The organism is Flavobacterium praedii (assembly GCF_026810365.1).
GTDB lineage: Bacteria > Bacteroidota > Bacteroidia > Flavobacteriales > Flavobacteriaceae > Flavobacterium > Flavobacterium praedii.
Map to the genome: position 1 here is coordinate 2,729,171 of NZ_CP113948.1, position 26,940 is coordinate 2,756,110.

25 protein-coding genes are annotated in these 26,940 nt (G+C 33.4%); 13 read left to right on the forward strand and 12 right to left on the reverse strand.

Annotated features, from left to right (window positions below; translation table 11 throughout):
* Positions 1 to 95 precede the first annotated feature (95 nt).
* Positions 96 to 1,109, forward strand: coding sequence for a LuxE/PaaK family acyltransferase (locus OYT91_RS11765; protein WP_281238110.1), 1,014 nt, complete (start codon positions 96 to 98; stop codon positions 1,107 to 1,109).
* On the opposite strand, the gene OYT91_RS11770 is transcribed toward OYT91_RS11765, so the two are convergent.
* The 4 genes from OYT91_RS11770 to tyrS form a co-directional block, all read right to left on the reverse strand.
* Positions 1,106 to 1,198 (reverse strand): type II toxin-antitoxin system RelE family toxin, encoded by a 93-nt coding sequence (locus OYT91_RS11770; protein WP_281238111.1) that lies wholly within the window; start codon positions 1,196 to 1,198, stop codon positions 1,106 to 1,108. The genes OYT91_RS11765 and OYT91_RS11770 overlap by 4 nt on opposite strands.
* A gap of 9 nt (positions 1,199 to 1,207) precedes the next feature.
* Positions 1,208 to 1,360, reverse strand: a complete 153-nt coding sequence (locus OYT91_RS11775; protein WP_269221628.1) for a type II toxin-antitoxin system RelE family toxin — start codon at positions 1,358 to 1,360, stop codon at positions 1,208 to 1,210.
* Positions 1,360 to 1,566 carry a RelB antitoxin-like protein gene (locus OYT91_RS11780; RefSeq protein ID WP_281238112.1) on the reverse strand — a complete coding sequence of 69 codons (207 nt, stop codon included), beginning with the start codon at positions 1,564 to 1,566 and terminating at the stop codon, positions 1,360 to 1,362. The genes OYT91_RS11775 and OYT91_RS11780 overlap by 1 nt, the downstream gene beginning before the upstream one ends.
* A gap of 181 nt (positions 1,567 to 1,747) precedes the next feature.
* Entirely contained in the window at positions 1,748 to 3,040 is a 1,293-nt protein-coding gene (gene tyrS, locus OYT91_RS11785) for a tyrosine--tRNA ligase (protein ID WP_281238113.1), read from the reverse strand.
* Positions 3,041 to 3,164: 124 nt separating this feature from the next.
* Here tyrS and OYT91_RS11790 point away from each other — a divergent pair, with 124 nt between their 5' ends.
* Entirely contained in the window at positions 3,165 to 4,154 is a 990-nt protein-coding gene (locus OYT91_RS11790; RefSeq protein ID WP_281238114.1) for an NAD-dependent epimerase/dehydratase family protein, read from the forward strand.
* Here OYT91_RS11790 and OYT91_RS11795 read toward each other — a convergent pair whose 3' ends face one another.
* The 3 genes from OYT91_RS11795 to OYT91_RS11805 are packed head-to-tail and all read right to left on the reverse strand — an operon-like array spanning position 4,155 to position 6,740.
* Positions 4,155 to 4,652, reverse strand: a complete 498-nt coding sequence (locus tag OYT91_RS11795) for a DUF4296 domain-containing protein (RefSeq protein WP_281238115.1) — start codon at positions 4,650 to 4,652, stop codon at positions 4,155 to 4,157.
* 9 nt (positions 4,653 to 4,661) lie between these two features.
* Positions 4,662 to 6,002, reverse strand: a complete 1,341-nt coding sequence (locus OYT91_RS11800; RefSeq protein ID WP_281238116.1) for a dihydroorotase — start codon at positions 6,000 to 6,002, stop codon at positions 4,662 to 4,664.
* Between the two features lie 12 nt (positions 6,003 to 6,014).
* On the reverse strand, positions 6,015 to 6,740 hold the full coding sequence (locus OYT91_RS11805; RefSeq protein WP_281238117.1) for a polyprenol monophosphomannose synthase: 726 nt from the start codon (positions 6,738 to 6,740) through the stop codon (positions 6,015 to 6,017).
* Between the two features lie 101 nt (positions 6,741 to 6,841).
* Between OYT91_RS11805 and OYT91_RS11810 the strand changes: the two genes are divergently transcribed.
* Together OYT91_RS11810 and OYT91_RS11815 are read left to right on the forward strand one after the other, a co-directional pair.
* A complete protein-coding gene (locus OYT91_RS11810; RefSeq protein ID WP_269224584.1) occupies positions 6,842 to 7,513 on the forward strand; it encodes a DUF4271 domain-containing protein in 672 nt (223 codons plus the stop codon).
* A gap of 12 nt (positions 7,514 to 7,525) precedes the next feature.
* Positions 7,526 to 8,275 (forward strand): uroporphyrinogen-III synthase, encoded by a 750-nt coding sequence (locus OYT91_RS11815; protein WP_269221622.1) that lies wholly within the window; start codon positions 7,526 to 7,528, stop codon positions 8,273 to 8,275.
* Positions 8,276 to 8,376: 101 nt separating this feature from the next.
* Here OYT91_RS11815 and OYT91_RS11820 read toward each other — a convergent pair whose 3' ends face one another.
* Both OYT91_RS11820 and OYT91_RS11825 read right to left on the reverse strand, forming a co-directional pair.
* On the reverse strand, positions 8,377 to 9,063 hold the full coding sequence (locus OYT91_RS11820; RefSeq protein ID WP_269221621.1) for a zinc metallopeptidase: 687 nt from the start codon (positions 9,061 to 9,063) through the stop codon (positions 8,377 to 8,379).
* Positions 9,064 to 9,297: 234 nt separating this feature from the next.
* Positions 9,298 to 12,336, reverse strand: coding sequence for a leucine--tRNA ligase (locus OYT91_RS11825; protein ID WP_281238118.1), 3,039 nt, complete (start codon positions 12,334 to 12,336; stop codon positions 9,298 to 9,300).
* 333 nt (positions 12,337 to 12,669) lie between these two features.
* Between OYT91_RS11825 and OYT91_RS11830 the strand changes: the two genes are divergently transcribed.
* The 4 genes from OYT91_RS11830 to truB all read left to right on the forward strand — a co-directional run bounded on the left by OYT91_RS11830 (position 12,670) and on the right by truB (position 15,455).
* Positions 12,670 to 13,545: a cell division protein FtsX gene (locus tag OYT91_RS11830; RefSeq protein WP_269221619.1), complete on the forward strand. Its 876-nt coding sequence runs from the start codon at positions 12,670 to 12,672 to the stop codon at positions 13,543 to 13,545.
* A 92-nt stretch (positions 13,546 to 13,637) separates the two neighbouring features.
* Entirely contained in the window at positions 13,638 to 13,877 is a 240-nt protein-coding gene (locus tag OYT91_RS11835; protein ID WP_269221618.1) for a DUF3098 domain-containing protein, read from the forward strand.
* Between the two features lie 82 nt (positions 13,878 to 13,959).
* Positions 13,960 to 14,757 (forward strand): undecaprenyl-diphosphate phosphatase, encoded by a 798-nt coding sequence (locus tag OYT91_RS11840; RefSeq protein ID WP_281238119.1) that lies wholly within the window; start codon positions 13,960 to 13,962, stop codon positions 14,755 to 14,757.
* Positions 14,757 to 15,455: a tRNA pseudouridine(55) synthase TruB gene (gene truB / locus OYT91_RS11845; RefSeq protein ID WP_269221617.1), complete on the forward strand. Its 699-nt coding sequence runs from the start codon at positions 14,757 to 14,759 to the stop codon at positions 15,453 to 15,455. Before OYT91_RS11840 ends, truB begins: the two co-directional genes overlap by 1 nt.
* Before the next feature lie 314 nt (positions 15,456 to 15,769).
* Here the strand turns inward: truB and OYT91_RS11850 are convergent, their stop codons facing one another.
* A complete protein-coding gene (locus OYT91_RS11850; RefSeq protein WP_281238120.1) occupies positions 15,770 to 16,387 on the reverse strand; it encodes a thioredoxin family protein in 618 nt (205 codons plus the stop codon).
* A 196-nt stretch (positions 16,388 to 16,583) separates the two neighbouring features.
* Between OYT91_RS11850 and OYT91_RS11855 the strand changes: the two genes are divergently transcribed.
* The 4 genes from OYT91_RS11855 to OYT91_RS11870 all read left to right on the forward strand — a co-directional run bounded on the left by OYT91_RS11855 (position 16,584) and on the right by OYT91_RS11870 (position 21,461).
* Positions 16,584 to 17,369, forward strand: a complete 786-nt coding sequence (locus OYT91_RS11855; protein ID WP_269221615.1) for a patatin-like phospholipase family protein — start codon at positions 16,584 to 16,586, stop codon at positions 17,367 to 17,369.
* A gap of 125 nt (positions 17,370 to 17,494) precedes the next feature.
* Positions 17,495 to 18,202 (forward strand): UMP kinase, encoded by a 708-nt coding sequence (gene pyrH, locus OYT91_RS11860; protein ID WP_269221614.1) that lies wholly within the window; start codon positions 17,495 to 17,497, stop codon positions 18,200 to 18,202.
* A 77-nt stretch (positions 18,203 to 18,279) separates the two neighbouring features.
* The gene (frr, locus tag OYT91_RS11865; protein ID WP_281238121.1) at positions 18,280 to 18,843 is read left to right on the forward strand and encodes a ribosome recycling factor; all 564 of its coding nucleotides are present in this window, start codon (positions 18,280 to 18,282) and stop codon (positions 18,841 to 18,843) included.
* Positions 18,844 to 18,962: 119 nt separating this feature from the next.
* Complete coding sequence (locus OYT91_RS11870; RefSeq protein WP_281238122.1) at positions 18,963 to 21,461, forward strand: DUF5686 family protein; 2,499 nt, start codon at positions 18,963 to 18,965, stop codon at positions 21,459 to 21,461.
* Between the two features lie 201 nt (positions 21,462 to 21,662).
* On the opposite strand, the gene OYT91_RS11875 is transcribed toward OYT91_RS11870, so the two are convergent.
* Both OYT91_RS11875 and OYT91_RS11880 read right to left on the reverse strand, forming a co-directional pair.
* Positions 21,663 to 21,992 carry a DMT family transporter gene (locus OYT91_RS11875; RefSeq protein WP_281238123.1) on the reverse strand — a complete coding sequence of 110 codons (330 nt, stop codon included), beginning with the start codon at positions 21,990 to 21,992 and terminating at the stop codon, positions 21,663 to 21,665.
* 2 nt (positions 21,993 to 21,994) lie between these two features.
* Positions 21,995 to 24,265: a cation:proton antiporter gene (locus tag OYT91_RS11880; protein ID WP_281238124.1), complete on the reverse strand. Its 2,271-nt coding sequence runs from the start codon at positions 24,263 to 24,265 to the stop codon at positions 21,995 to 21,997.
* A 196-nt stretch (positions 24,266 to 24,461) separates the two neighbouring features.
* Here OYT91_RS11880 and OYT91_RS11885 point away from each other — a divergent pair, with 196 nt between their 5' ends.
* The gene (locus tag OYT91_RS11885) at positions 24,462 to 26,879 is read left to right on the forward strand and encodes an efflux RND transporter permease subunit (protein ID WP_281238125.1); all 2,418 of its coding nucleotides are present in this window, start codon (positions 24,462 to 24,464) and stop codon (positions 26,877 to 26,879) included.
* Positions 26,880 to 26,940 lie beyond the last annotated feature (61 nt).

Consider the following 26,940-nt stretch of genomic DNA (forward strand, 5'->3'; position numbering starts at 1 on the left):
TTGAAACTTTTTTTTTGTTCTTTGATTTCAAAGCTACAAACATCAAAAAACAAAAAAAGGTTCCAAAATAATAATACCTTTGCATAAAAAAGATCTTGATTACAGTTAGCGACATATTTACGATTTCTAGTCAGAAACAATTTGAAAAAATAGCCTTGAAAGTATTCCGTTTTCAATATGAAAACAATTTGGTATACCAAGAATTTTGTGATTTATTAAAAACGAATCCTCAAAAAGTAAAGTCGTTGCATCAAATTCCTTTTTTACCCATCCAATTTTTCAAAAGCCACAATGTTGTTTCAAACAACAACCCAATTGAAGCCACTTTTACCAGTAGCGGAACTACAAGCCCCCTAACCCCCGAAGGGGGAATACATACAGAAATTGTTAGAAGCAAACATTTAGTAACCGATATTTCCCTTTATGAGGAAAGCTATCGCAGAGGTTTTTCACAGTTTTATGGCAACATTGAAGATTATGTAGTTTTAGCATTGCTTCCCTCCTATCTAGAAAGAGAAGGCTCTTCCTTGATTTATATGGTGGAAGATTTGATACAACTAACCAACAATAGCAATAGCGGTTTCTACCTCAACAATCACGAGGAACTCATTCAAAAACTAATAGAATTAGAGCAAGCAGGACAAAATGTAATTCTGATTGGAGTTACTTATGCCTTATTGGATTTAATTGAGAAAAGGTCTTTCAATCTACAGCACACCATTATTATGGAAACGGGTGGTATGAAAGGAAAGCGTAAAGAAATGATTCGTGAAGAATTGCACGAGCAACTTTGTAATTGTTTTGGAGTAACAGCAATCCATTCTGAATATGGAATGACCGAATTACTTTCTCAAGCTTATTCGCTAGGAAACGGCGTATTTGAATGCCCTTCTTGGATGCAAATACACATTCGCGACACCGAAGATGCTATTTCATATTTAAACGATGGCAAAACAGGTGGAATTAACGTCATTGACTTGGCCAACATAAATTCCTGTTCGTTTATTGCCACGCAGGATTTGGGCAAAAAATATCCCAATACCACTTTTGAAGTATTGGGACGTTTTGATAATTCGGATATTCGGGGTTGTAATTTGATGGTGGTTTAATCGTAAATGTCTTTTCTGTGGCCTAAATCAACAACTTCTATTAAAAGAACATCGTCAAATATCTCGTAAATTACTCTATAATCACCCACTCTGATACGTTACCCTTTTCTACCTTTTAGTTTTTTACACCCTTGTGGACGAGGATTTTGGGCTAAATCATAAATTTGCTTTTTAATTAAAGAATAATAAGGCTCGTTAATTTTAATCAAAGCTTTCAAAACTTTGCTTCTAAATTCAATACTATATGCCATTATTTTACTGCTTTCCGCTTTTCTTCAATTATTTTAAAAGCTTCATCAATAGAAATACTAGTACCATCATCATCTCTTTTCGCTTCATCATACAATTTTATATCATGCAAATCTTCCAATTGCTCAATCATCTTATTGTATTTCTTTATAGGCAACAAAACTGCGGTCTTGTTCCCTTTTTCGTCTGTCAAAAATTGTGTCCCCATACTATTATTTATTTAAGTGAAGTTAGAATACTTTCGAGTTACTAACATAAAAACCAATTGAATTTTAGATTTTTTTAAACCATTAAGGCATTAAGGTATGTTAAGTTTTGAGTCTTAATGTACCTTAATGCCTTAATGTTTTTTTTCGAGCTTAAAATCTGATTAATTTAACTCTATAAAATTATTTAACCCTAATCACAAAATAATTTTTCTTACCGCTTTGCAACAATACGAATTGATTGTTAATCATATCTTTTGTTGTAAGCACAAATGTTTCATTTACTTTTTCTCTGTTCACAGAAATAGAATTAGCAGTCAAAGCTCTTCTTGCTTCTCCATTCGATTTAAAAAAACCTGTTTTTTCGTTCAAAACAGTAACAATATCCAGTCCAGCTTCAACTTCACTACTTGAAATTTCTGCTTGAGGAACTCCATCAAAAACATCTAAAAAAGTAGCTTCATCCAATTGTTTCAAATCATCCGAAGTTGAATTACCAAATAATATATTCGAAGCTTTAATTGCATTTTCTAAATCATCAGTAGAATGTACCATAACCGTAATTTCTTCAGCCAAACGTTTTTGCAACAAACGCAAATGGGGAGCTTCTCTATGTTGATCCGTTAGAACCTCAATTTCCTCTTTTGATAAAAAAGTAAAAATTTTAATGTATTTCTCTGCATCAACATCAGACGTATTTAACCAATATTGGTAAAATTTATACGGTGAGGTTCTGGCTGAATCCAACCATATATTCCCACCTTCTGATTTGCCAAATTTAGTTCCATCTGCTTTAGTAATTAACGGACAAGTCAACGCATACGCTTTTCCACCTGCTATTCTACGTACTAATTCAGTTCCCGTAGTAATGTTCCCCCACTGATCACTTCCACCCATTTGTAGCGTACAATTTTTGTTTTTGTACAAATGCAAAAAGTCGTATCCTTGAACCAATTGATAAGTGAATTCCGTAAATGACATTCCTTCGGCAGACTCAGAAGACAAACGTTTCTTTACTGAATCTTTAGACATCATATAATTTACCGTAATATGCTTTCCAATATCACGAATAAAATCAAGAAAAGAAAAATTCTTCATCCAGTCATAATTATTCACAAGTTCGGCAGCATTAGGCGCATTAGACGTAAAATCTAAAAAACGTGCCAATTGTCCTTTTATAGCTTCTTGATTATGGCGTAAAGTCACTTCATCAAGTAAATTTCTTTCGTTCGATTTTCCCGAAGGATCCCCTATCATTCCTGTTGCACCACCTACTAATGCTAACGGTTTGTGTCCTGAAAGTTGAAAATGCTTTAACATCATCACACCTACTAAATGTCCAATATGCAAAGAATCGGCAGTTGGGTCAATCCCCACATACGCCACACGCATTTGTTCCATCAAATGTTCTTCGGTATTAGGCATAACATCATGGAGCATACCTCTCCACGTCACTTCTTCAATAAAATTCTTCATCTTTTTAATCAATTTTCACAAAGATAGCAATTTCAATGGCAATGGCAATTTCAACTACAATTTCAATACTAATTTCAATGGGAATAAATTTTATGGTTTGCACCAAAATGCTATATTTGTAAATATGGTATTAGTAACAGGAGGAACCGGTTTAGTAGGCGCGCATCTTTTAATTCACCTATTAGAAAAGGGAGAAAATGTTCGTGCCATTTATCGAAATTTAGAAAGTATTCAAAAAACAGAAGCATTATTTTCTTTGTATAAAAAGGAAGCACTTTATCAATCCATACAATGGCAACAAGCCGACATATTAGATATCCCCTCCTTAGAAAATGCTTTTGACAATATAGTCCAAGTATATCATTGCGCAGCATTAATTTCTTTTGACCCAAAAGAGGAAGACCTAGTTCGAAAAACCAACATCGAAGGCACAGCCAATATTGTCAATTTTTGCTTGCACAAGAATATCAAAAAACTTTGTCATGTAAGTTCGATTGCAGCTTTAGGGGACTTAGCAGAACACGAGCACATCATTACAGAAGAGACTGAATGGAATCCTGAAAAACCCCATAGCGATTATGCCATTTCGAAATATGGTGCCGAAATGGAAATATGGCGTGGACAACAAGAAGGCCTTGAAGTTGTTATTGTTAATCCTGGTGTTATTATTGGTCCTGGATTTTGGAACCAAGGAAGCGGTGCACTTTTTACGAAAGTAAAAAAAGGAATACCGTTTTACACAAAAGGATCAACTGGTTTTATTGCTGTTGCTGACGTAGTCTCAATACTATATCAATTGATGGAAAGCCCTATTCACGGAGAACGCTTTACGCTTATTAGTCAGAATATCATTTTTAAAGATTTGCTTTTTTCTATTGCTGATGCCTTAAAAGTCAAAAAACCAAAATACCATGCTACACCATTTATGATAAATACCTTATCAAAATTGGACTGGATTAGCTCAATGCTTTTTGGCCAAAAAAGACAACTTAGCAAAGCTTCGGCCAGATCATCGTATTCAACCGACTTGTATTCTAATGAAAAAATAAAAAACGCCTTGAATATTGAATTCATAGACGTTCCTAATTATATTAAATACATTACAGATTTGTAATTATTTTTCTTTTGCAATCCTTAAATTTGCTTTGGCTTTCAATTTGGCAATAGAATCTTTTACTTTTTTCAATTTAAATTCCTTAGCCTTTTTAATAGAATCCTGAGTTTTTTTGAGTTTAGCTTTTTTAATGGCAACCCCCTTTTTTAATTCTTTTTTGATTGCCAAATCAACTATATCTTTTTCTTTTTTCAGACGATCATTCAGTTCATCAAACATTTTTTTGTATTCCCTATAATCCGCGGCATAAAAGGCATTGCTTTTGGCAAACTGCAAACTATCAACCTTGTATTTTTCAAAAATATAGGTTTTAGGATTTATTCCTTTTTGATATAACACCTCTGAATTTTGATATTTTAAAGCTTCTAAAAGTGCCATATCATAAAGAATATTTCCCATCACTTTTTTGTCAATAAGATTATCCGGTTTTTCGACCAAATCCTTATTACAACTAAAACAGAAGGCAACTAAAGTAAAAAGAAATACTATTTTTTTCATCCAATACAATTATCTATTAAACAACATTCTTTGACCCGCACGAATGTCTTTCACTTTAAAACCAGAATAAACCAGTTTACCATTGACAAATGTATGCGTAATTCTAGATTTAAAGGTAAAACCTTCAAATGGAGACCAACCACATTTTGACAATATATTTTCTTTTTTAACACTCCAAGGCAAACCCGCATTAATTATTACCAAATCGGCATAATATCCTTCTTTGACAAAACCTCTTTTTTCTATTTTGAAAAGTTTAGCTGGATTATGACACATCTTTTCGACAATTTTCTCTACAGAAATCTTTCCTTGATGATGTGCTTCAAACATAGCCACAAGAGCATGTTGCACTAATGGACCACCAGAAGGAGCTTGCAAGTATTTTTGCTTTTTCTCTTCGAGTGTATGAGGCGCATGATCCGTAGCAATTACATCAATACGACCATCGTTGAGCGCTTCCCATAATACTTTTCTGTCATTGGCGGTTTTTACAGCAGGATTCCATTTTATAAAATTACCTTTGGTATCATAATCTTCATTTGTAAACCACAAATGATGAATACAAACTTCGGCAGTAATTTTCTTTTCTTCTAAAGGAATTTTATTGGTAAACAATTCCATTTCTTTGGCGGTAGAAAGATGAAAAACATGCAATCTTGCACCAGTTTTCTTAGCCAAAGCTACTGCTTTTGAAGAAGAAATATAACAAGCTTCTTCACTTCTAATGAGATGGTGAGCGGTTACAGGAATGTCTTCACCATACTCGTCTTTATATTTTTCTAAATTCTTTTTAATCGTAGTTTCATCTTCACAATGCACTGCAATTAACATCGAAGTACATGAAAATATTTTTTCTAAAACTGCTTCATTGTCCACCAACATATTTCCAGTAGAGGAACCCAAAAATATTTTTATTCCAGCGACATTCTTCGGATTTGTTTTCAACACTTCCTCCAGATTGTCATTGGTAGCCCCCATCATAAAAGAATAATTGGCAAAAGACTTTTTCTCAGCTATTTTGTATTTCTCTTCTAAAATTTCTTGGGTAACCGCATTTGGAACCGTATTGGGTTGCTCAATATAAGAAGTAATCCCACCTGCAACAGCTGCACGAGACTCGGATTCTATATCCCCTTTATGAGTAAGGCCCGGTTCTCTAAAATGTACTTGATCATCAATGACTCCAGGCATAAGATAATTCCCTTCGGCATCAATAATCATACAATCAGATGATTTTAAACTAATATTTTCAGAAACCTCAACAATGAGATCATTCTCTATCAGCACGTCCCCTTCAAAAATAACCCCTTCATTTACTATTTTAGCATTCTTAATCAAATATCTATTCATAGCTTTTTCATTTTACAAACTGTTAAATAACTTTTTTAATCGCAGTGATATTACTCCAAATACAGCTTCAATTATAATTGAATTACTCATCTTCGACTGTCCTTTTGTTCGATCTGTAAATATAATTGGAACCTCAGAGATGGCAAATTTTTTACAAAATGTTCGGTATTTCATTTCAATCTGAAAAGCATAACCAACAAATTTAATTTTATCCAAATCAATGGCTTCCAGCACTTCTCTTTTGTAACATACAAATCCTGCAGTAGCATCATGAATTTTCATCCCTGTGATCATACGAACATATACTGATGCAAAATACGACATTAAAACCCTACTCAAAGGCCAATTTACAACATTTACCCCAGTTACATAACGAGAACCAATTGCAAGATCAGCATCTCCAAAATGACAGGCATCATATAATTTTTCTAAATCATTTGGATTATGGGAGAAATCGGCGTCCATTTCAAAAATAAAATCATATTTATTTATCATTGCCCATTTAAAACCATGAACATAAGCGGTGCCGAGACCCGATTTTTTTGCTCTTTTCTCCAAAAATAATTTACCCTCAAACTCAGACTGTAACATAACTACTTTATCTGCAGTACGGTCTGGAGAGTTATCATCAATAATCAATACATGGAAAGATTTGTGCTGAGAGAGCACTGCTCTAACAATGCTTTCAATGTTTTCAATTTCGTTATAGGTAGGAATTATAACAATGCAATTGTTCATGTTTAGTGTAATTTCGGTGCAAAAGTAACGCTTTTATGCCATTTCATTATTATAAAATTATAATAAATGATGTTATAAAAATTAGTAATTTTGCTGTAATTATGACTGAACATGTACTTCATCCTAGAATAACAGACACAAACGATTGGGTAAACCTCGTTTTTATATTAGCTTTTGGCATTATTGCACTGACTAAATCAGTCAATGAAAATCGATTTGAAGATTTTACAAAATTGATTTTCTCTGACAAGTACGCTCGAATTTACCGTGACAGCAGTCACTTGATGAGTATTTTTACAATCTCCTTATTTTTTGTTCAGATCATTTCATTCTCCTTTTTTATACAAATTTTATTGAGTCGATTTGGATATGGATCAAAAACAGATTGGGTATTATTCATTCAAATATTCACTTTTGTCATTTACTTTATTTTATCCAAATATTTAATCGAAAAAATCATAGCCACATCTTTCAACATAGAAGAACTTGCAGAACAGTTTAATTTACAAAAAGTAACTTATAGAACATATGTAGGCCTATTATTACTACCAATTGACATAATTTTATTCTATTATGATTCAATTTTAAAAAATATACCACTGCTGGTTTTATATACTATATTCATTCTAAACGTTTTACTTTATACATACTCAATAAAAAATTACAGAAAAGAAATTTTCGGTAAGTTGTTTTATTTTATTTTATATCTTTGCACTCTTGAAATAGCACCCTATTATTTTATGTATTATTGGTTTACAAAAGGTAGCGTTTAGAAAATAATTAATATGAAAGTGAAAACAATTTTGGTATCACAACCAGAACCTAAAGTGGAAAATTCTCCATACTTTGAGCTTCAACAAAAGCATAAAGTAAAAATTGATTTCAGACCTTTTATTCACGTAGAAGGAGTAAGCGCAAAAGAAATTAGACTACAAAAAATAGATCTAAATAACTACACAGCTATAATTTTAACAAGCAAGAATGGTGTAGATCACTTTTTCAGAGTAGCTGAAGAAATGCGATACAAAGTTCCTGAAGGACTAAAATATTTCTGTCAATCTGAAGCTATTGCTTTTTACCTTCAAAAATACGTAGTATACAGAAAACGTAAAATTTATGTTGGCCCAAAAGATTTTGCAGATTTATCGCCTTTAATCAAAAAATACAAAGACGAAAAATTCTTACTTCCAGCATCAGACCAATTAAATGCAGACATCCCTGTAACATTAAACGCTTTAAAAGTGGATTGGACTCCAGCAACTTTTTATAAAACGGTAATGAGCGACTTATCGGATTTAGCAGATGTTTATTATGATGTTTTGGCTTTCTTTAGTCCTACTGGAATTAAATCTTTATACAAAAACTTCCCAGACTTCGAACAAAACAACACTCGCATTGCCGTTTTTGGAAGTACGACTCAAAAGGAAGCTTTGGATTGTGGATTACGTGTAGACATTATGGCTCCAACACCTGGAACTCCGTCTATGACAATGGCTTTAGAGAAATACATCATCGAAGCCAACAAAGGAAAATAGATTAATTTGAAATAGCAATTGCAATTTCACAACCATAAAAAAAATTCCAAATCCCAATCATAAAATTGGTATTTGGAATTTTTTATTTAATACTGTCTTCATTAGTTTCTTCTGCCTCCCATATAAATAGAAACGTAATACAACAAAGTTGCTATTGACCCCAAAGCGGCCACAACATAAGTTCTAGCAGCCCATTTTAGAGAATCTTTAGCCCCGGCATGTTCTTGTTGTGTCAACATATTTTTGTTCTCCAGCCAAGCCAAAGCACGATTACTTGCATCGTATTCTACCGGCAAAGTTACAATAGAAAACAAAGTCGTTGCAGCAAAAATAATAATCCCGATTAAAAGCAATTGTGGAAAAGTACGCAACATTAAGATTCCTGCCAATAAAATCCATTGCATATAGGTCGAAGCCACATTTACAATTGGCACCAATTGAGAACGCATCGACAGCCATTGATACCCCACAGCATGTTGTACTGCATGACCACATTCATGAGCCGCAACAGCTGCTGCTGCTGCATTCCTTTGATTAAAAACCGCTTCACTCAAATTAACCGTTTTATCCACTGGATTATAATGATCCGTTAATTGACCAGGTGTTGAAATTACTCGTACATCACGAATTCCGTTATCTGCGAGCATTTTCTCTGCGATTTCGGCACCCGACATGCCGTTTTGCAAATGCAATTTCGAATAAAATTCAAATTTATTCTTTAGTGTAGAACTCACTAACCAACTTGCCAGCATGATCGCGCCCGCAAGAATTAAATAACTCATTCCCATATTTTTGTTTTTTATTTAAAGTTTAAAATCTATATATCAAACATCAAATTCTGAACCAAATTTAGAAAATGCCAATTTGACATCCGTTAAAAATTCATTAAAAAAAATATTTCAATGACAATGACAATAAAAAATCCAAACTCCAATTAACAGATTGTTATTGGAATTTGGATTTTTAAATATTTAATGGATCAGTTGCATTTACAATTCACAGCTAACCATTCACAATTAAGCTTACCCCACCAAGTTGATAATTTTCCCCGGAACGATAATTACCTTGTTTGGCGTTTTACCATCTAGTTGTTTGATGGTTCTTTCGTCTTTCATTACGATTTCCTCGATTTGTTCCTTGGTTAAATCCAAAGGCAAAACCATAGTAAAACGCATTTTTCCGTTGAAAGAAACTGGATATTCTTTATCACTTTCTACCAAATGTTTTTCGACCAAAACAGGAAAAGGAACCGTTGCAATAGAACCTGTATTCCCTAGCAACGACCATAATTCTTCGGCGATGTGCGGCGCATAAGGAGAAATTACAATAGCTAATGGTTCCAAAATGGCACGAGAATGACAATTTTGAGCTGACAATTCATTCACACAAATCATAAACTGCGAAACCGAAGTATTGAAAGAGAAACTCTCGATATCCTCAGCCACTTTTTTGATGGTTTTGTGCAATGATTTTAGGTTGTCTTTCGTTGGTTCATCATTGGTTACAATCAAACCGTTTTCGTCAAAATACAAACGGCACAGTTTTTTCAAGAAACCAAAAACTCCAGAAATTCCAGCCGTATTCCAAGGTTTCGCTTGTTCCAATGGTCCTAAGAACATTTCATACAAACGCAACGTATCGGCTCCATATTCATTACAAATATCATCAGGAGTTACCACATTGTATTTTGATTTCGACATTTTTTCTACTTCGCGACCTACTATGTATTTTCCGTTGTCTTCACAGATGAATTGAGAATTTGCGTAATCTTCTCTCCAAGATTTGAATTTCACTTCATCTAATTCATCAGAAGAATTTACGATTGAAACATCAACATGGATTGGAGTTAATTGCATAGACAGTTGCCCTCCTAAACCTATTCCTCCTGCATTAGGAAAAACACTATTTAAAGTATCTAAATATATTTTTTTAGCTTTCGCTATTTCTTCCTCATCACCTTTAACAATTTTTTCATATTTAGATTTAGTTATGAAAAAACTTGGCATTTTTGGATCTAAAATATCAAATGGCTTATCAGCATCAGGACTGGTTATTTTCATCCAAGAAATTCTATAAACAAAAGCACTCGTCCCTAAAATCATTCCTTGATTAATCAGTTTCTTGAATGGTTCTTCGGTTGGCGCAAAACCTTTGTCTTTTAAGAATTTGTTCCAAAAACGGGAATACAATAAGTGACCTGTTGCGTGTTCGCTTCCGCCAATATATAAATCCACACTTTCCCAATATTTCAAAGCTTCCTTGCTGGCAAATTCGTTCTCGTTGTGCGCATCCATATAACGCATCCAGTACCAAGAGCTTCCTGCCCAACCCGGCATGGTGTTAAGCTCAAGCCCCCAAACCCCCGAAGGAGGATTAGCCGCGTCTTCAACAGAGACGATTTCGTTTTTATTGGTATCCCAATGCCAAGCTTTTGCATTTCCTAAAGGCGGTTGCCCATCTTCAGTCGGGAGATATTTCTCTACTTCTGGCAAGATGATTGGTAAATGTTGCGCATCGATCATTTGCGGCAAGCCATTCACGTAATACACTGGGAAAGGCTCTCCCCAATAGCGCTGACGAGAGAAAACCGCATCACGCAAACGGTAATTGATTTTCCCTTTTCCTTGATTTATTTTTTCTAATTCCTCAATTATTTTTTTAGTAGCTTCTTTGTAATTCAATCCGTTTAGGAAATCCGAATTGGCAATTTCCACATTGTCTTTTGAACCGTAAGCTGCTGCCGAAATATCCACATTCGCAAAAATGTTTTTGATTTCGGGCATTCCTTTTTGACCTTTGAAGAAATTTGCAAAAGCATAATCTCTTTCATCACCACAAGGGACCGCCATTACAGCACCTGTTCCGTAACCAGCCAAAACATAATCCCCAATCCAAACTGGAATTGGTTCCTTGGTAAACGGATGCTCGGCATACGCTCCTGTGAAAACTCCCGAAATGGTTTTTACATCCGCCATACGCTCTCTTTCAGAACGCTTGGCTGTTTTTTCGATATAGGCTTCCACTTCTGCTTTTTGTTCAGCAGTTGTGATTTGAGCCACCAATTCGTGTTCTGGTGCCAAAGTCATAAACGTAACTCCGAAAATCGTATCAGGTCTAGTCGTAAAAACATCTATGTTAGCCTGATGTTCTTTTACATTAAAAGAAACCATCGCTCCCACCGATTTTCCAATCCAGTTTCTTTGGCTTTCTTTGATGCTCTCGCTCCAATCTATATCATTCAGACCTTGCAACAAACGTTCCGCATAGGCAGAAATTCGCATACTCCATTGCGTCATTTTTTTGCGAATTACAGGATATCCACCACGTTCCGAAACACCGTTCACGATTTCGTCATTTGCCAAAACCGTTCCCAATCCCGGACACCAGTTCACTTCGGTCTCCGCCAAATACGTCAATCGGTATTGCAACAAAATTTTCTCCTGCTGTTCTTTTGCGAAAGCATTCCATTCATTTGCCGAAAACACTTCAATAGCATCGTCACAAACTGCATTTATATTGGCATTCCCTTCAGTAGAAAAAACTGCTGTCAAGGTCGAAATATCTTCGGCTTTATCCGAATTTCTATTGTACCAAGAATTAAACAATTGGATAAAAATCCATTGTGTATGTTTGTAATAATCAGGATTCGAAGTACGCACTTCACGATCCCAATCAAATGAAAACCCTATTTTGTCCAATTGCTTTCGGTACCCAGCAATCTCTTTTCCTTCTTTGTCCAAACCACCGTCAATATTTACCGAAGTTGTATCTTCTGGCCGTTGCCCAGTCTGAATTGCATATTGTTCCGCTGGCAATCCAAAACTATCATACCCCATTGGGTGCAAAACGTTAAAACCTTGGTGTCTTTTGTATCTCGAATACACATCTGATGCGATGTACCCTAGCGGATGCCCCACATGCAATCCCGCTCCAGAAGGATACGGAAACATATCCAACACATAATGTTTTGGTTTGTCTGAGTTATTTTGAGCTGCAAAAGTTTTATGCTCTGCCCAGTATTTTTGCCATTTGGCTTCAATTTCGTTCGGATTGTATTTCATTCCTTTTTTTTATTGTTTTTTAATGGAGTCATGCTGTCGCAAAAGCTCTACTCATTCCTTTTTTTTATTGTTTTTTAATGGAGTCATGCTGTCGCAAAAGCTCTACTCATTCCTTTTTATTTATTGTTTTTTTAATGGAGTCATGCTATCGCAAACTCAAGTCCTATTATAAAATTCTAAGTAACTGCGTTACTAAGTTGTCAAGTTTTTTGTCGCAAAGACTATTTGAGGTGCCAAATTTACATTTATTGTACGAAAGTTAAAACTTTGGGACTTATTAACTTCAAATTAAAGAATATGTTTATTATTTTTACCCCATAATTTAGATATACTATGAGCTCATCATTTGAAAAGTTTCAAAAACGCAGGTTAATTTCCTCTTATTTTTCAGTAGTACTAAGTGTATTCTTGGTATTATTCCTATTAGGTATCTTGGGATTTTTTATAATCAATTCCAAAAAACTAGCCGATGACTTCAGAGAAGAAATAGCAATGACTGTTTTTTTTAAAAAAGAAGCCAATGATACCATTTTAAAATCTTTTGGTCAAGAAATGAAAAGAGCCAAATTCGCAAAATCTTTTGTTTATGTTTCCAAAGAACAAGCAGCAAAAGAGCATACCGATATTATTGGTGAAGATTTCGTAACCTTCTTGGGTGAAAACCCTCTACAAAATTCATACGACATTCACTTAAAAGCAGATTACGTAATTAAAGATAGTATTGCCAAAATTGAATCCAATTTACGAAAAAACCCGATGATTTCTGATATTGTTTACGACAAACAATTAGTAAACTTAGTAAACGACAACATCAAGAAAGTCAGTATGTGGATTTTGATCATCAGTGCCTTCTTGACCTTTATAGCGGTACTTTTAATCAATAGTTCGCTACGCCTTTCGATATATTCCAATCGTTTTATTATAAAAACCATGCAAATGGTTGGCGCTACCAAAGCCTTTATCCGAAAACCATTTGTAATGCGTAGCATCAAACTGGGTATGATTGGTGCTGGCCTAGCTATTCTTGCTTTAATTGGCGTGTTAATTTATTTGGAAAACAGTTTTCCAGACCTTGGAATCCTAGATGACAAATTATTGATTGGACTTGTATTAATCGCTGTATTTGGACTTGGCGTTTTAATCACTTGGCTGAGTACTTATTTTGCCACACAACGTTTCTTGAATTTAAGAACAGACGACCTTTATTAATTTTAGATTGCAGATATAAGTCTGTACATTTCAGTTATAAAACATAAACTTAAAACAGCGGATGAGATTATTTCGTCCCTCACAATAACAAAATGAAAAACGAAGAAAACAAACACGAGTTCCTTTTTGAAAAAATAAACTATAAAATTCTATTAATCGGAATTGGTGTAATTGCATTGGGATTTATTCTAATGTCTGGTGGAGGAAGTGATGACCCTAATGTTTTCAATGAATCTGTTTTTGATTTCCGAAGAATACGTTTGGCTCCAACCACCGTTTTAATTGGTTTTGGAATTACCATTTATGCCATTCTTAAAAACCCTAAAAAATAGTAAGCAGTGATCTGTAATAAGTTTGCAGTAAAAGCAAGCAAAAAAACTGAACACTAAAAAACTGAACACTGATCACTACAAAATGAATACACTACAAGCTATTATCCTTGCCATTATTGAAGGAATCACAGAATTTTTACCCGTTTCTTCTACTGGGCATATGATTATCGCATCGTCTTTTTTTGGAATCGCGCACGATGATTTTACAAAACTCTTCACCATTGTCATTCAATTAGGAGCAATCTTATCAGTAGTGGTTTTGTATTTCAAACGCTTTTTTCAAACTTTTGATTTTTATTTCAAATTATTGGTTGCCTTTATACCCGCAGTTGTCTTTGGATTACTTTTTAGCAAAAAAATTGATGCATTACTCGAAAATCCTGTAACTGTAGCCATTTCTTTATTAATAGGCGGAATCATTTTATTGAAAGTTGACCAATGGTTTAACAACCCAGACGTATCTGAAAACACTCAAGAAATCACCTATTTACAAGCATTAAAAATTGGTTTATTTCAATGCATTGCTATGATTCCTGGTGTATCGAGAAGTGGAGCCACAATTGTTGGTGGAATGTCTCAAAAACTATCACGTACCTCTGCTGCTGAGTTTTCTTTTTTTCTTGCAGTTCCAACTATGCTTGGAGCAACAGTAAAAAAATGTTACGATTATTACAAAGACGGTTTTGTATTATCTCACGACCAAATCAATTACTTGGTTATTGGAAATATCGTTGCTTTTATTGTAGCGCTTTTGGCCATTAAAAGTTTCATTGGCTTTTTGACAAAAAATGGATTTAAAGTATTTGGTTACTACCGAATTATCGCTGGAATAATACTACTCGCCATTCACTTTTTCATTCATCCTTTGACCGTACTTTAATGACAACCGAAGATTTTTTAAACGGACAAATTCTCTTAATAGACAAACCTTTGCACTTTACTTCTTTTCAAGCGGTAAATAAGCTCAAGTATGCGCTAATCAATAAAGCAGGATTGCCCAAAAAATTCAAGATTGGTCACGCAGGAACATTAGACCCTCTCGCTTCTGGTTTACTATTGGTTTGTACTGGGAAATTCACCAAAAGAATTACCGAATTACAAGGGCAAGCCAAAGAATATACAGGAACGTTCTATATTGGAGCCACTACTCCATCTTATGATTTAGAAACTGAAATTGATCAAACTTTCCCGACAGAACATATCGATGAATCTTTGATACACGAAACGGTAAAACAATTTTTGGGAGAAATTGATCAAAAACCACCAATTTTTTCAGCTATAAAAAAAGACGGGATTCGTTTGTATGAACATGCACGCGCAGGAGAAATTGTAGAAATTGCTGCTAGAAAAACAACTATTCACGAATTTGAAATTACCAGAATTGCACTTCCCGAAGTCGATTTTAGAGTGGTTTGCAGTAAAGGAACTTACATTCGTTCTCTTGCCTTTGATTTTGGACGCGCCATGAATTCGGGATCACACTTGACTGTTTTACGTCGGACCAAAATTGGCGATTACAATGTGGAGAATGCCATAGATGTCAACTTATTCGAGCAAACTCTTTCTACAGATAAATGATAAAAAAAACACATGACAAATACAGAATTGAATTTGCGATGTGTTTTTAATAAGATCAAAGTAATTTTACTTCATACTTTTTTTCAACTTGTCTAAAATTTGGTTAATAATGGGTGGCACTTTCATTTCCAAATAAGAAATGTGATACATAATCATAAACCTTTTCAAATAGATTTTTCATAATGATGTTTTTTTTAATTGTTGAACAATAGTTAAACACACCAATAAAAAAAAGTAAATCAAAACAATAGACCCGGTTGGCAATCACTAAGTTACACTTATTTTAGATATAAAAAAATAAATCAAAAAATAAATTACAGACAAGCGCATTCTTTTATAGAATACATCATTTTTACCACTTCATGTTGCACAGACAATCCTTTGTCATGCAAATACCACAATTGCAATTGTGACTTGGCTTCCTCATCAACAATCCCAAATTGTTCTTTATAATTTTTAATTAAATCTGACGCTCCTTTTGGTCTTGGCCCCCAATGACTACAAACCTTACCCAATTGTTTATCTATAATAAGAAGCTTAGGAATGGCTCTAGCCCCATTAGTCAAAAAATGACTCATTAAATCATCATTCTCATCTCGTAAAACAATTTTCAAATCAATTTTATTCGATTCGGCCGCCATTTTATTCAATATAGGCAAAATTTGTGCAGCATCTCCGCACCAACCTTCTGCGATAACCAACCAAATGTATTCCTTTTCAAGACCTTTCAATTTCAAACTAATTTCCTCGGGAACAGTAATGGTTTTGTCTAATCTTTTCAAACGGGATTCATTCAAGGTACTGTAATGTAATAAATCTTCCGATTGTTCCTCACCAGTTGACTTTCCTTCTGCCAACAAATCGGATATAATTTTTCTATATTCTAAATAACTATAACTATTAAACAACGCTTTCGCAACTGAACTTTTCATATGTAGATAATATTTGTTTTTAATGGATCCCCATAGCTATCGGGAGGTATCGCCAGAAATTAATTAGTGTTTGTGACAGCTATTTTCATAGCGATTTCATATTTTGATTTATTTTTTAAGCAAATTTAAATTACCCTAACCATAAAAAGTGTGATAAAAATCACTTAAGACCCAACAAAATGCATAATTTTATATAATGGACAGTAAATTAAAATCAATCGGTTTAATATTATCTGGTGGAGGGTCTAAAGGCATAGCTCATGCTGGGGTTTTGCAGTTTTTGGAAGAAAAAAACATTACTCCAACTCACATTGCTGGCTCAAGTGCAGGATCAATAGTTGCTGCCTTGTATGGAATTGGCAAATCTCCCGAGGCAATCCTGGAATTTTTCAAATCTATTTATTTTTTCCATTGGAAACATTTTACATTTTCTAAAGCAGGTTTAATTGACTCGGAATCCTTCAAAGAATATTTTTATGAAATTTTTAAGGACACAACTTTGGGAGAACTAAAAATACCAATATACATTACCGCCACCGACTTGATCAAAGGCAAATCAAAAGTTTTTAGCCCCGAAACCAAAACAATAGATGCCATCTTGGCGTCATCGTCATTTCCTGGAGTAATGTCTCCGTATGAATTTAATGGAAAGTTATATAGTGACGGTGGCATTCTTAATCATTTTCCAACCAACATTCTAAAAGACAAATGTGATACCTTAATTGGGATATATGTCAGTCCAATACAGCAAATAGAAGCAAAAGATTTAAATTCTATCAAAGCAGTCACAGCTAGAGCATTTGATTTATTCTCCGCCAATTCGAGCATACACAAATTTGATCATTGCGATTGGTTGATAGAACCCGAAGCCTTGTCCTTATATAGCACATTTGAAACCAGTAAAATCAAAATGGAGGCTATTTTTAATATTGGATACGAATCGGCTAAAAAATCATATAAAAAACTAAATTTAAATATTTAGGGAACAGTATTTTCAAAAAAAACAGAATATGTCTATATTTGCACAACTTATGCTGTTTTGACTCGAAAACCAGTGTAATTTACTTTCGAAAATGAAGGGAGACCTTAAAAAAATAAAATCTAAAGATGAAATACAAAAGAATCCTTCTAAAATTAAGTGGCGAAGCTTTAATGGGTGATTTACAATATGGGATTGATCCTAAACGATTAGCCGAATATGCAGATGAAATCAAACAAATTCATGCCAAAGGAGTTGAAATCGCTATAGTTATTGGTGGAGGTAACATTTTTAGAGGTGTTGCTGGAGCCAGTTCAGGAATGGATAGAGTTCAAGGAGATTATATGGGAATGCTAGCCACAGTTATTAACGGAATGGCATTACAAGGCGCTCTTGAAGACAAAGGAATGAAAACCCGTTTGCAAACTGCCTTAAAAATGGAATCTATTGCAGAGCCTTATATCAAAAGAAGAGCGGATCGTCATCTGGAAAAAGGAAGGATCGTAATTTTTGGAGCTGGTACAGGAAACCCTTATTTTACAACAGATACTGCAGCCGTTTTACGAGGAATTGAAATCAATGCTAATGTAATTCTAAAAGGAACACGTGTTGATGGAGTTTATGATTGTGATCCAGAGAAAAACGCATCAGCTGTAAAATTTGAATACATTTCATTTGAAGATGTATTAAAAAAAGGATTAAATGTTATGGATACCACAGCATTTACTTTAAGCCAAGAAAACAAATTACCAATAGTCGTTTTCGACATGAATAAAATAGGGAATCTATTAAAAATTTGTGAAGGAGAAAACATAGGAACCGTAGTTAATATATAGTTAGCAGTATTCAGTGTTCAGTTTGCAGTAAAAACTGATCACTAAAAAACTGATCACTGACCACTAAATAAAAAAAAATGACAGAAGAAATTGAATTTATATTAGATAGCACCAAAGAATCAATGGCTGGTTCTATTGAACATTTAGAGAAATCATTTTTAAATATTCGTGCTGGAAAAGCATCTCCAGCTATGTTAGGAAGTGTTTTTGTAGATTATTATGGATCGGCATCTCCACTTTCACAAGTTTCAAAAATTAGTGTTCCAGACGCCAGAACTATAACGCTTCAACCCTTTGAAAAAAACATGTTACATCCTATCGAAAAAGCAATTATGATTGCCAATCTTGGATTTAACCCAATGAACAATGGTGACATGATTATCATAAGCGTTCCACCACTTACCGAAGATAGAAGACGTGAACTAGCCAAACAAGCCAAAGTTGAAGCAGAAGATGCCAAAATTGGGGTTAGAAATGCCAGAAAAGAAGCCAATACTGATATTAAAAAACTAGAAAAAGAAGGAACTTCTGAAGATATTTGTAAAAGTGCCGAAGAAGAAGTACAAAACTTGACTAATACTTATATCAAAAAAATAGATGAACTTCTAGTTATAAAAGAAGCTGAAATCATGAAAGTATAATCTTTTAAATTAATAAAAATAATAAATCTGTCTTGTCTTTTTGAACGAGACAGATTTTTTTATACTTATTTTTGTGGCAAGGATGCGTAGCCAAATGCCTTTCTAATCAAAACAGTATTATGAAGTACTTTATTGCATTGTTCTTCCTTTTTACACTAACAATTCAGGCACAATTTCAAATTAACGGAATTGTAAAAGACGCTACAACCAAAAAACCACTTCCTTTTGCTTCCATTGTTTCAAATGAAGACACCAATACTATTTCGGATGTTGACGGAAAATTTAGTTTGGTCTCCAAAAACAAAATAACATCAATTACCGTTTCCTATATTGGTTATACAAAAAACACCCTTACTGTAGATAACGCAAAAATATTTTATAAAATTGCTTTAGAACAAAAAACAAATCCTCTCCATGAAGTTCTTGTTTCAAATGTCAATCCAGCATTAGCCATAATAAAAAAAACAATTGAAAATAAAACAAAGAACAATCCACAAGAAAAACTAAAAAGTTATGAATTCAAGGCGTACAACAAGCTCATCGTAACAGCAAATCCCGATTCTATTCATGGGGATATTGATTCCGTTTTTGTCAATAATCCCTATGGAAAATACCTAAAAGAAATTGATTCCACTGATTATAAATTTAAGTTATTAATCAAAAAGCAACATTTATTTCAAACTGAAAAAATTTCCCAATATCAATATGATGGCAAACGATTAAAAGAAACCATTTTGGGAACAAAAATGGCAGGCTTTAAACAACCTGTTTATGAAATCCTATCCTTTAACCTACAGTCATTTTCTATTTACGACACTAAATACGAACTTTTTGAAACCAAATACAACAGCCCAATTGCTCGTGACGCGTTAAAAGATTATAACTTTAAACTTTTGGACACGGTAACCATAAATGGACGAAATGCCTTTATGGTTTATTTTAAAAACAAAAAAGAAAAAAGAACAGCGGGTCTGGAAGGTATTTTATATATCGATGAGACTAATTATGCTGTTGCAAAAGCAATTATGCGAATTAAGGGCATACTGGATATCAGTGCAATTCATGAATTTAATTACATTCCAGAAGAAAATTTATGGTTTCCTACACAGAAAAAATTTAAAATTGTTAAGGGAAATAATGATGATGATATAAAAATATTAGGCGGAACCATTCAATTTGACGGGGACATTAAAGAAGATTTAACGCCCAGAAAAAGAGAAGAATCAGACTATGTCTATTTACTATCCCAAACAAATAATTTTGATATTCAATACAATTCTACAGTTAAAATCAACAAACCAATTGTTGCTGTTGAAATTAAAGATGATGCCATATCAAAACCAGAAAGTTTTTGGAATGAATTTAGAAAAGACAGTTTAGACAGCCGAAGTCAAAAAACCTATTTATCATTAGATAGTATTTCGATAAAAAAAAGAATTGAAAGTCGGTTAAATTTGCTTCGAAAAGTACTTACTGGTTATGTTCCATTCAAATCTTGGGATTTTGATTTGCGTAAAATAATTAGTTACAATAATTATGAAGGACTACGATTGGGACTTGGCGGAATAACTAATGATTACTTTTCAAAAAAATACAGGATAGAAGGCTACACCGCTTATGGTCTTCGGGATTCTGAATTCAAATACAATATAGGAATTGGAACCAGAGTTAATAAATTCTCAAACACCTGGATTAGTTTAAACTACACCGATGACCTGAGAGAAATTGCGAGTATCGATTATGCTGTTGAAAAAAGAGCTTTCAAGATTTATGACCCTCGCGCTATCAATTTCAGCACACTTTATAGATATGAACAATGGAAAATAGCATTAGAATCTAAAATTATCCCAAAAGTAGAATCAACATTGGCTCTGGCAAGTACATTTGTGACTCCTCAATTCAATTACATATACAGTTTAAATGGCAAATCGTATTCTAGTTATAACATGACTACAGCAACATTTTCATTAAAATGGAGCCCTTATAGCGATTATATGCAAACACCAACAGGAAAAATCGAATCTGAAAAAAGGTTTCCAAAATTCACCTTACAGTTGATACAATCACTACCCGATGTTTTAAAAAATGATTTTAACTATACCAAAGTTGACTTTAAAGCAGATTATCAAATCAAATATCTCAATGGGCAACGTACCTTTTTGTTATTTGAAGCAGGTAAAGCATTTGGTGATTTACCCCTGCCACAACTTTACAACAACGCTCCCAATAATTTAAACAAAGAAACCATTATAAAAAGAATAACATTTGCCGGTAAAAATAGTTTTGAAACCATGTTTTTTAATGAATTTTTTTCGAGCGAATACATGACATTTCAATTTAAACATGGTTTTAATAGGATCTTCATATTAAAAAAATTAAAACCTTCATTGGATTTTGTCACAAGAATGGCGTGGGGAAAAATGGAAAACCCAGAAAATCATATTGGCATTGACTTTAAAACCTTAGAGAAAGGATATATAGAATCTGGAATTGAATTGAATAAAATATTTAATGGTCTGGGTCTAGGAGGCTATTACCGTTATGGTCCAAATCAATTGAGCAAATTTGAAGACAATATAGCCATAAAATTAACTTTCGTCTTAAATTTAGGAATTTAATAAAGTCCTAATGATAGTATCCAAAACGGTAAGAGCCCTCTATTGATTTAATTCAGACAGTTGCGATGAACATCATTGTAAAAAATCACGAACTTTAGAACACATTTCGATCTCAAAAGCATCCAAATTGAGAATAATCACAGAGCATGCGTACTTTCTCTTTACTCAACATATCAAAATCAAAAAAAAGTAGGGTAACGATCAATGTGAGGAAACAAATTTCAGCCCAACTATTGAGGCTATCAAAGTAAATAGGAAAAAAAGTCTCCAGAAAGTAGCCGGTTCTTTGAATATAAAAATACCAACTAAAACAGTTCCAACAGCTCCAATTCCTGTCCAAACTGCATAAGCGGTACCAATAGGCAAAGTTTGAGATGCTTTGTACAACAATAACATACTAATTGAAAGCGCCGTAAAAAAACCAACCATCCACAATGTCGAGGTCATACCCGAAGTTTCTTTGGCTTTGCCCAAACAAGTGGCAAAACCCACTTCAAAAAAACCCGCTATAATTAATAAAATCCAATTCATAATTATGGTTTTATAATCAATACCGAAGGCACCCCACTCAACCATTTACTGCGAGAATCCAATAAATCTTTCCAACTATCCAAACTCACAATCATTAAATCTTGCTGAATCAAGAATTCATTGTTTAACAATGATTCTTTATCTAAAATTACATTATTTGGATATTTTTGCTTTAAAGATTCTATAGCACTGGCAATTACAAAATTATTCTCTATGTGGCTGTTGAAATCCAAAAAAGCAACTGTAGCATTATTATTGAATATCATTTTTTGAGCATATTCAATCAAAAATGAGTCTTCGGAAGTGTAAATAGGAACGAAGACTTTATTTACTTCTTTCAAATCTTTATCAATCAAAACACCTAATGGCATTTTAGTTTTCAAAACAATTTGGCGAGTTCGTTCATCAAATGGAGAATTGACAAACAATCCTTCTTTACCGGTAAACTTATCTAATAATCTTTCTGGATTTATGATTCGAGAAGTAAAGCCAATTACTTTTCCCAATATTGTTCCTTCAAAAATCGATTTCCCCAATCCAACTAGCAATAAATCATATTCTCCTTGATTGGCAATATCAATAATTTCATTTTCTATATCAATAGTTGCCTTAAAAATAGTAGTAACTTCTTGTTTCAGCACAATTGCCTCTTTCATTATAGGACTAAAACTACTTTTCTCTTTATCGTCCATATTAAAAGTATGTACTTCATCACTTAACGATAAATGTAAAGCAGTGATACTGGCTTTTTCTTTTTGTTTTTTCACCATACTGTTGGCTAAACGCAATAAAGATTTTCCTTTTTCATTATTCCCAAAAGATAGTAGAATACGATATTTACTTTGATCAACTTCATCTTCATGATCTATTATATCACTAGTTTTGAAAATATAATTGATTAAATTTAAAGCGGGGCCTGTCATAAAAGTAGTCACCAATGCCATAATAACCATCATTGTAAAGACCTCCGTAGTTAGTACACCAAGGCCCAATCCAATATTCAAAACAATAAGCTCCATTAATCCCCTAGTATTCATTAAGGCTCCAATGATAAGACTGTTTCGCCAACTTTGTCCGACAAATTTTGCTGCCAAAGCACTACCAAAAAATTTCCCTACTACTGCAACTAGAATGATAAACCCTGTCACTTTCCATAAATAAGGTTCATTGATCAAACCAATTTCGGTACGTAAACCTGTGAATACAAAAAATAAAGGAAGCAATAATATAACAGAAACATCTTCTACTTTTGCAATAAAAACGGTTCGAAACTTAGGAATATCAGGCATAATAGCCCCCATCATAAAGGCACCAAATAGGGCATGAATACCAACCAATTCCGTAGCATAGGACGAAATGATTAATATTAAAAAAAAGATTGCCACCACGGGTTTACTCAAACTGTCTTTGGCTCCATATAAATCACCAATTCTTTTCAAGAATGGTTTTACAAGAAAAATCATTATTAGAACATATAAGGCTGCCAGAGAAATTATAAACATGGAACTTTCAAAGGTTCCCGCTTTTACTATAGCAATTACAACTGCCAACAAACACCAAGCGGTAATATCATCTGCGGCTGCACATGTAATTACGATTGCTCCTAACTTAGTTTTATGCATGCCTCTTTCTTGAACAATTCGAGCCAAAACCGGAAAAGCGGTGATACTCATTGCAATTCCCATAAACAAACTAAAAGAAAGAAACTTTACTCCTTCTGGAGCAAAACGATTGTAAACAAAATACGCCAATCCTATACCCAGTGCAAACGGAATTACAATACTTGCATGACTAATAACAATAGCTTCTTTGGCTCTGTTTTTTAGAACTTTTATGTCGAGTTCCATCCCAATAACAAACATAAAAAGAATCAGTCCAATCTGGCTCAAAAATTTTAAATTTTCTAATGAATCAGGGGGAAATAATGCATGAAAGAAATCTGGAAAATATAAACCTAACAAGGATGGCCCTAATGCAATTCCAGCTATAATTTCACCAATAACGGAAGGTTGACCAATTTTTTTGAAAACCCAACCAAAAAGTCGTGCCACAAGGATAATCATTATAATTTGTGCCAATAAAATAGCTAAAGGATCTTGTACATTATGAATCATTGCATTGAGAAAATCCTCCCAAGAATTATTACTGGCTATCGGATGAATAATAGTCTCATTATTTTCAAGGTATTTTCCTTCCTTAATTATCCAATACATAAGAGCTGTAAAACCACCTGTTACGCCAAAATAAAACAATGTATTCCTATACTTTTTCATATTTATAGTAACCCCAAAAATTAATTTAATAAAACAAAGTTGCGAAAACAAATCTATTAATTATAAAACAAATAACAATGGTAACTAAAATTTAATTCTACTGTAAAAAATGACCTTGAAAAAAATCAAATCAAATGCATAAAAACAAAAATAACTCTTGGAGTTTATGTATTTTTGGGGCTTTAAAAAATTTATAATGAAAAAATGGTTTAGTCTAGGATTTTGGGAGTTAATTGCCCGAGTTGTTCTTAGAAATAAAATAGTAATGTTATCGATAATTGCACTAATTACGATATTCTTGGCAATGCAATGGAAATACATTCGTTTTACCCATAGCGAAGCCAATTTATTACCTGCAGATAATATTGTAAACATAGAATACAATTCGTTTTTAAATAAATTTGGAGAAGAAGGAAACCTAATTGTTATTGGTATAAAAAACGATGCAATATTTACTCCAAAAGTTTTTTCCTCATGGGTAAAACTGATGAATACGATCAAGACAAACAAAGATGTCGATTTGGTCATTTCATTGAATGATATGAAAAAACTACAAAAAAACGAAGCTTTACAAAAATTTGAATTAGTTCCTTTTATTGATCCAAACAAAAAAATTGACAAAGAATATCTTCAAAAAATAAAGCAAGAACTTTTTAACAAACTCCCTTTTTATGAAGGATTAATTTTTAATAAAAGATCTGGAAGCATTCGCTCGGCGGTTTACCTTGACAAGAAAATTGTAAACACTACTGAACGCAAAAATTATGTCCTCAACGAATTAATTCCTGCTATAAAAGTTTTTGAAAAGGAAACCAAAATAAAACTCCGTGTTTCAGGTATGCCTTACATTCGTACCCTGAATGCTCAAACTATTCTTAGCGAAATAAGTCTTTTTATTGGCGCAGCATTATTCCTTACTTCCCTATTGTTCTTTTACTTTTTTAGAAGTTTTAGAGCAACCATGATTTCACTAATTATTGTAATTATAAGTGTAATGTGGTCTTTTGGTGTATTAGGCCTTTTAGATTATGAAATTACGGTTTTAACCGCTATGGTTCCTACTTTGATGATTGTCATTGGAATACCAAACTGTATTTTCTTAACCAACAAATACCATCAGGAATACAAAATTCACGGCAACAAAACCAAAGCTTTACAAAGGGTGACTACAAAAATAGGAATGGCAACCTTTATGACCAACTTAACTACAGCCATTGGTTTTTTTACTTTTATATCATCAAACAATAAATTACTTATAGAATTTGGAAATGTAACATCGATTAACATATTATTGTTATTCATACTTTGCATCATAACTATTCCTATTTTGCATAGTTATGTACCCGCTCCGATAGACCGTCATTTAGAGCATTTAGAGAGAGTTTCGATCAAAAAATTTATGGATTGGATACTAAGAAATGTAAAATACAATCGTTTTTCTATTTATGTGGTTTCTATAAGTCTATTGGTTATAAGCATCATCGGAATTTTTCAAATGCGAATTTCTGGAAGTTTGATTGAAGACATGCCCAAAAAAGAACCATTCTTCAAAGACATCGTGTTTTTCGAAAAAGAATTCGATGGAGTTATGCCATTAGAAATAATGATAGACACCAAACGCAAAAAAGGTGTCATGAAATTGTCTATGTTAAAAAAAATGGATGAACTTCAAAAAACTATTGAGGAAATTCCAGAACTTTCAAAACCTATTTCTATTGTTAATTTGGTGAAATATTCCAAACAAGCTTATTACAATGGAAACCCAGAATATTACGATTTACCTACATCACAAGAACAGGCTTTTATCTTGTCTTATGCCAAAAATGCAACAAAGGATTCCAAAGAGAATTTAATGAAGAGCTATGTCGATTCCAGTGGGCAAGTGGCTAGAATCACTACGTTTATGCGTGATGAAAGCGGAAGCAGAATTCCAATAATTGAAGGAGAAATTCGTAGAAAAGCAGATATACTATTCCCTCCAGATAGATACAATGTAATTATCACGGGAAAAGCCTTAGTTTTTCAAAAAGGAACAGGCTATTTACTTGACAACCTACTTTCATCTTTAGTTTTTGCCTTTTTCCTAACTGCATTATTGATAGCTTTTATGTTTCGTTCTTTCAAAATGGTTTTGGTTTCAATAATCCCAAATCTATTGCCATTATTATTAACGGCTGGAATCATGGGCTTTTTGGACATTCCATTAAAACCTTCTACTATTTTAGTTTTTGGAATTGCATTCGGACTTTCGGTAGATGACACCGTTCGATTCTTGTCTCAATATCGAGAGGAACTTAAGAAGAACAATTGGAAAATCAAAAAATCAGTTTACGCTACTTTTAACGAATCGGGATTGAGTATGTTTTATACTTCAATCGTTTTGTTTTTTGGGTTTTCGGTTTTTATGCTCTCTAGTTTTGGAGGAACTATTGCTCTTGGCGGACTCATATCACTGACCTTATTATTTGGAATGTTATCTAATTTAATGTTACTGCCTGCTTTGGTATTAACATTGAATAAAACTTTGGCAAACGAGCAAGAATTCATTGAACCTAAACTGGAAATGCTTGAATTTAGCGATGAAGAAATCGATAAATTAGAAAAAGAGAAATAGCAGTTTCTCGACGTTTTGGGTAATGATTGAGAATTATATCCTAATGTATCTAAATCCATTT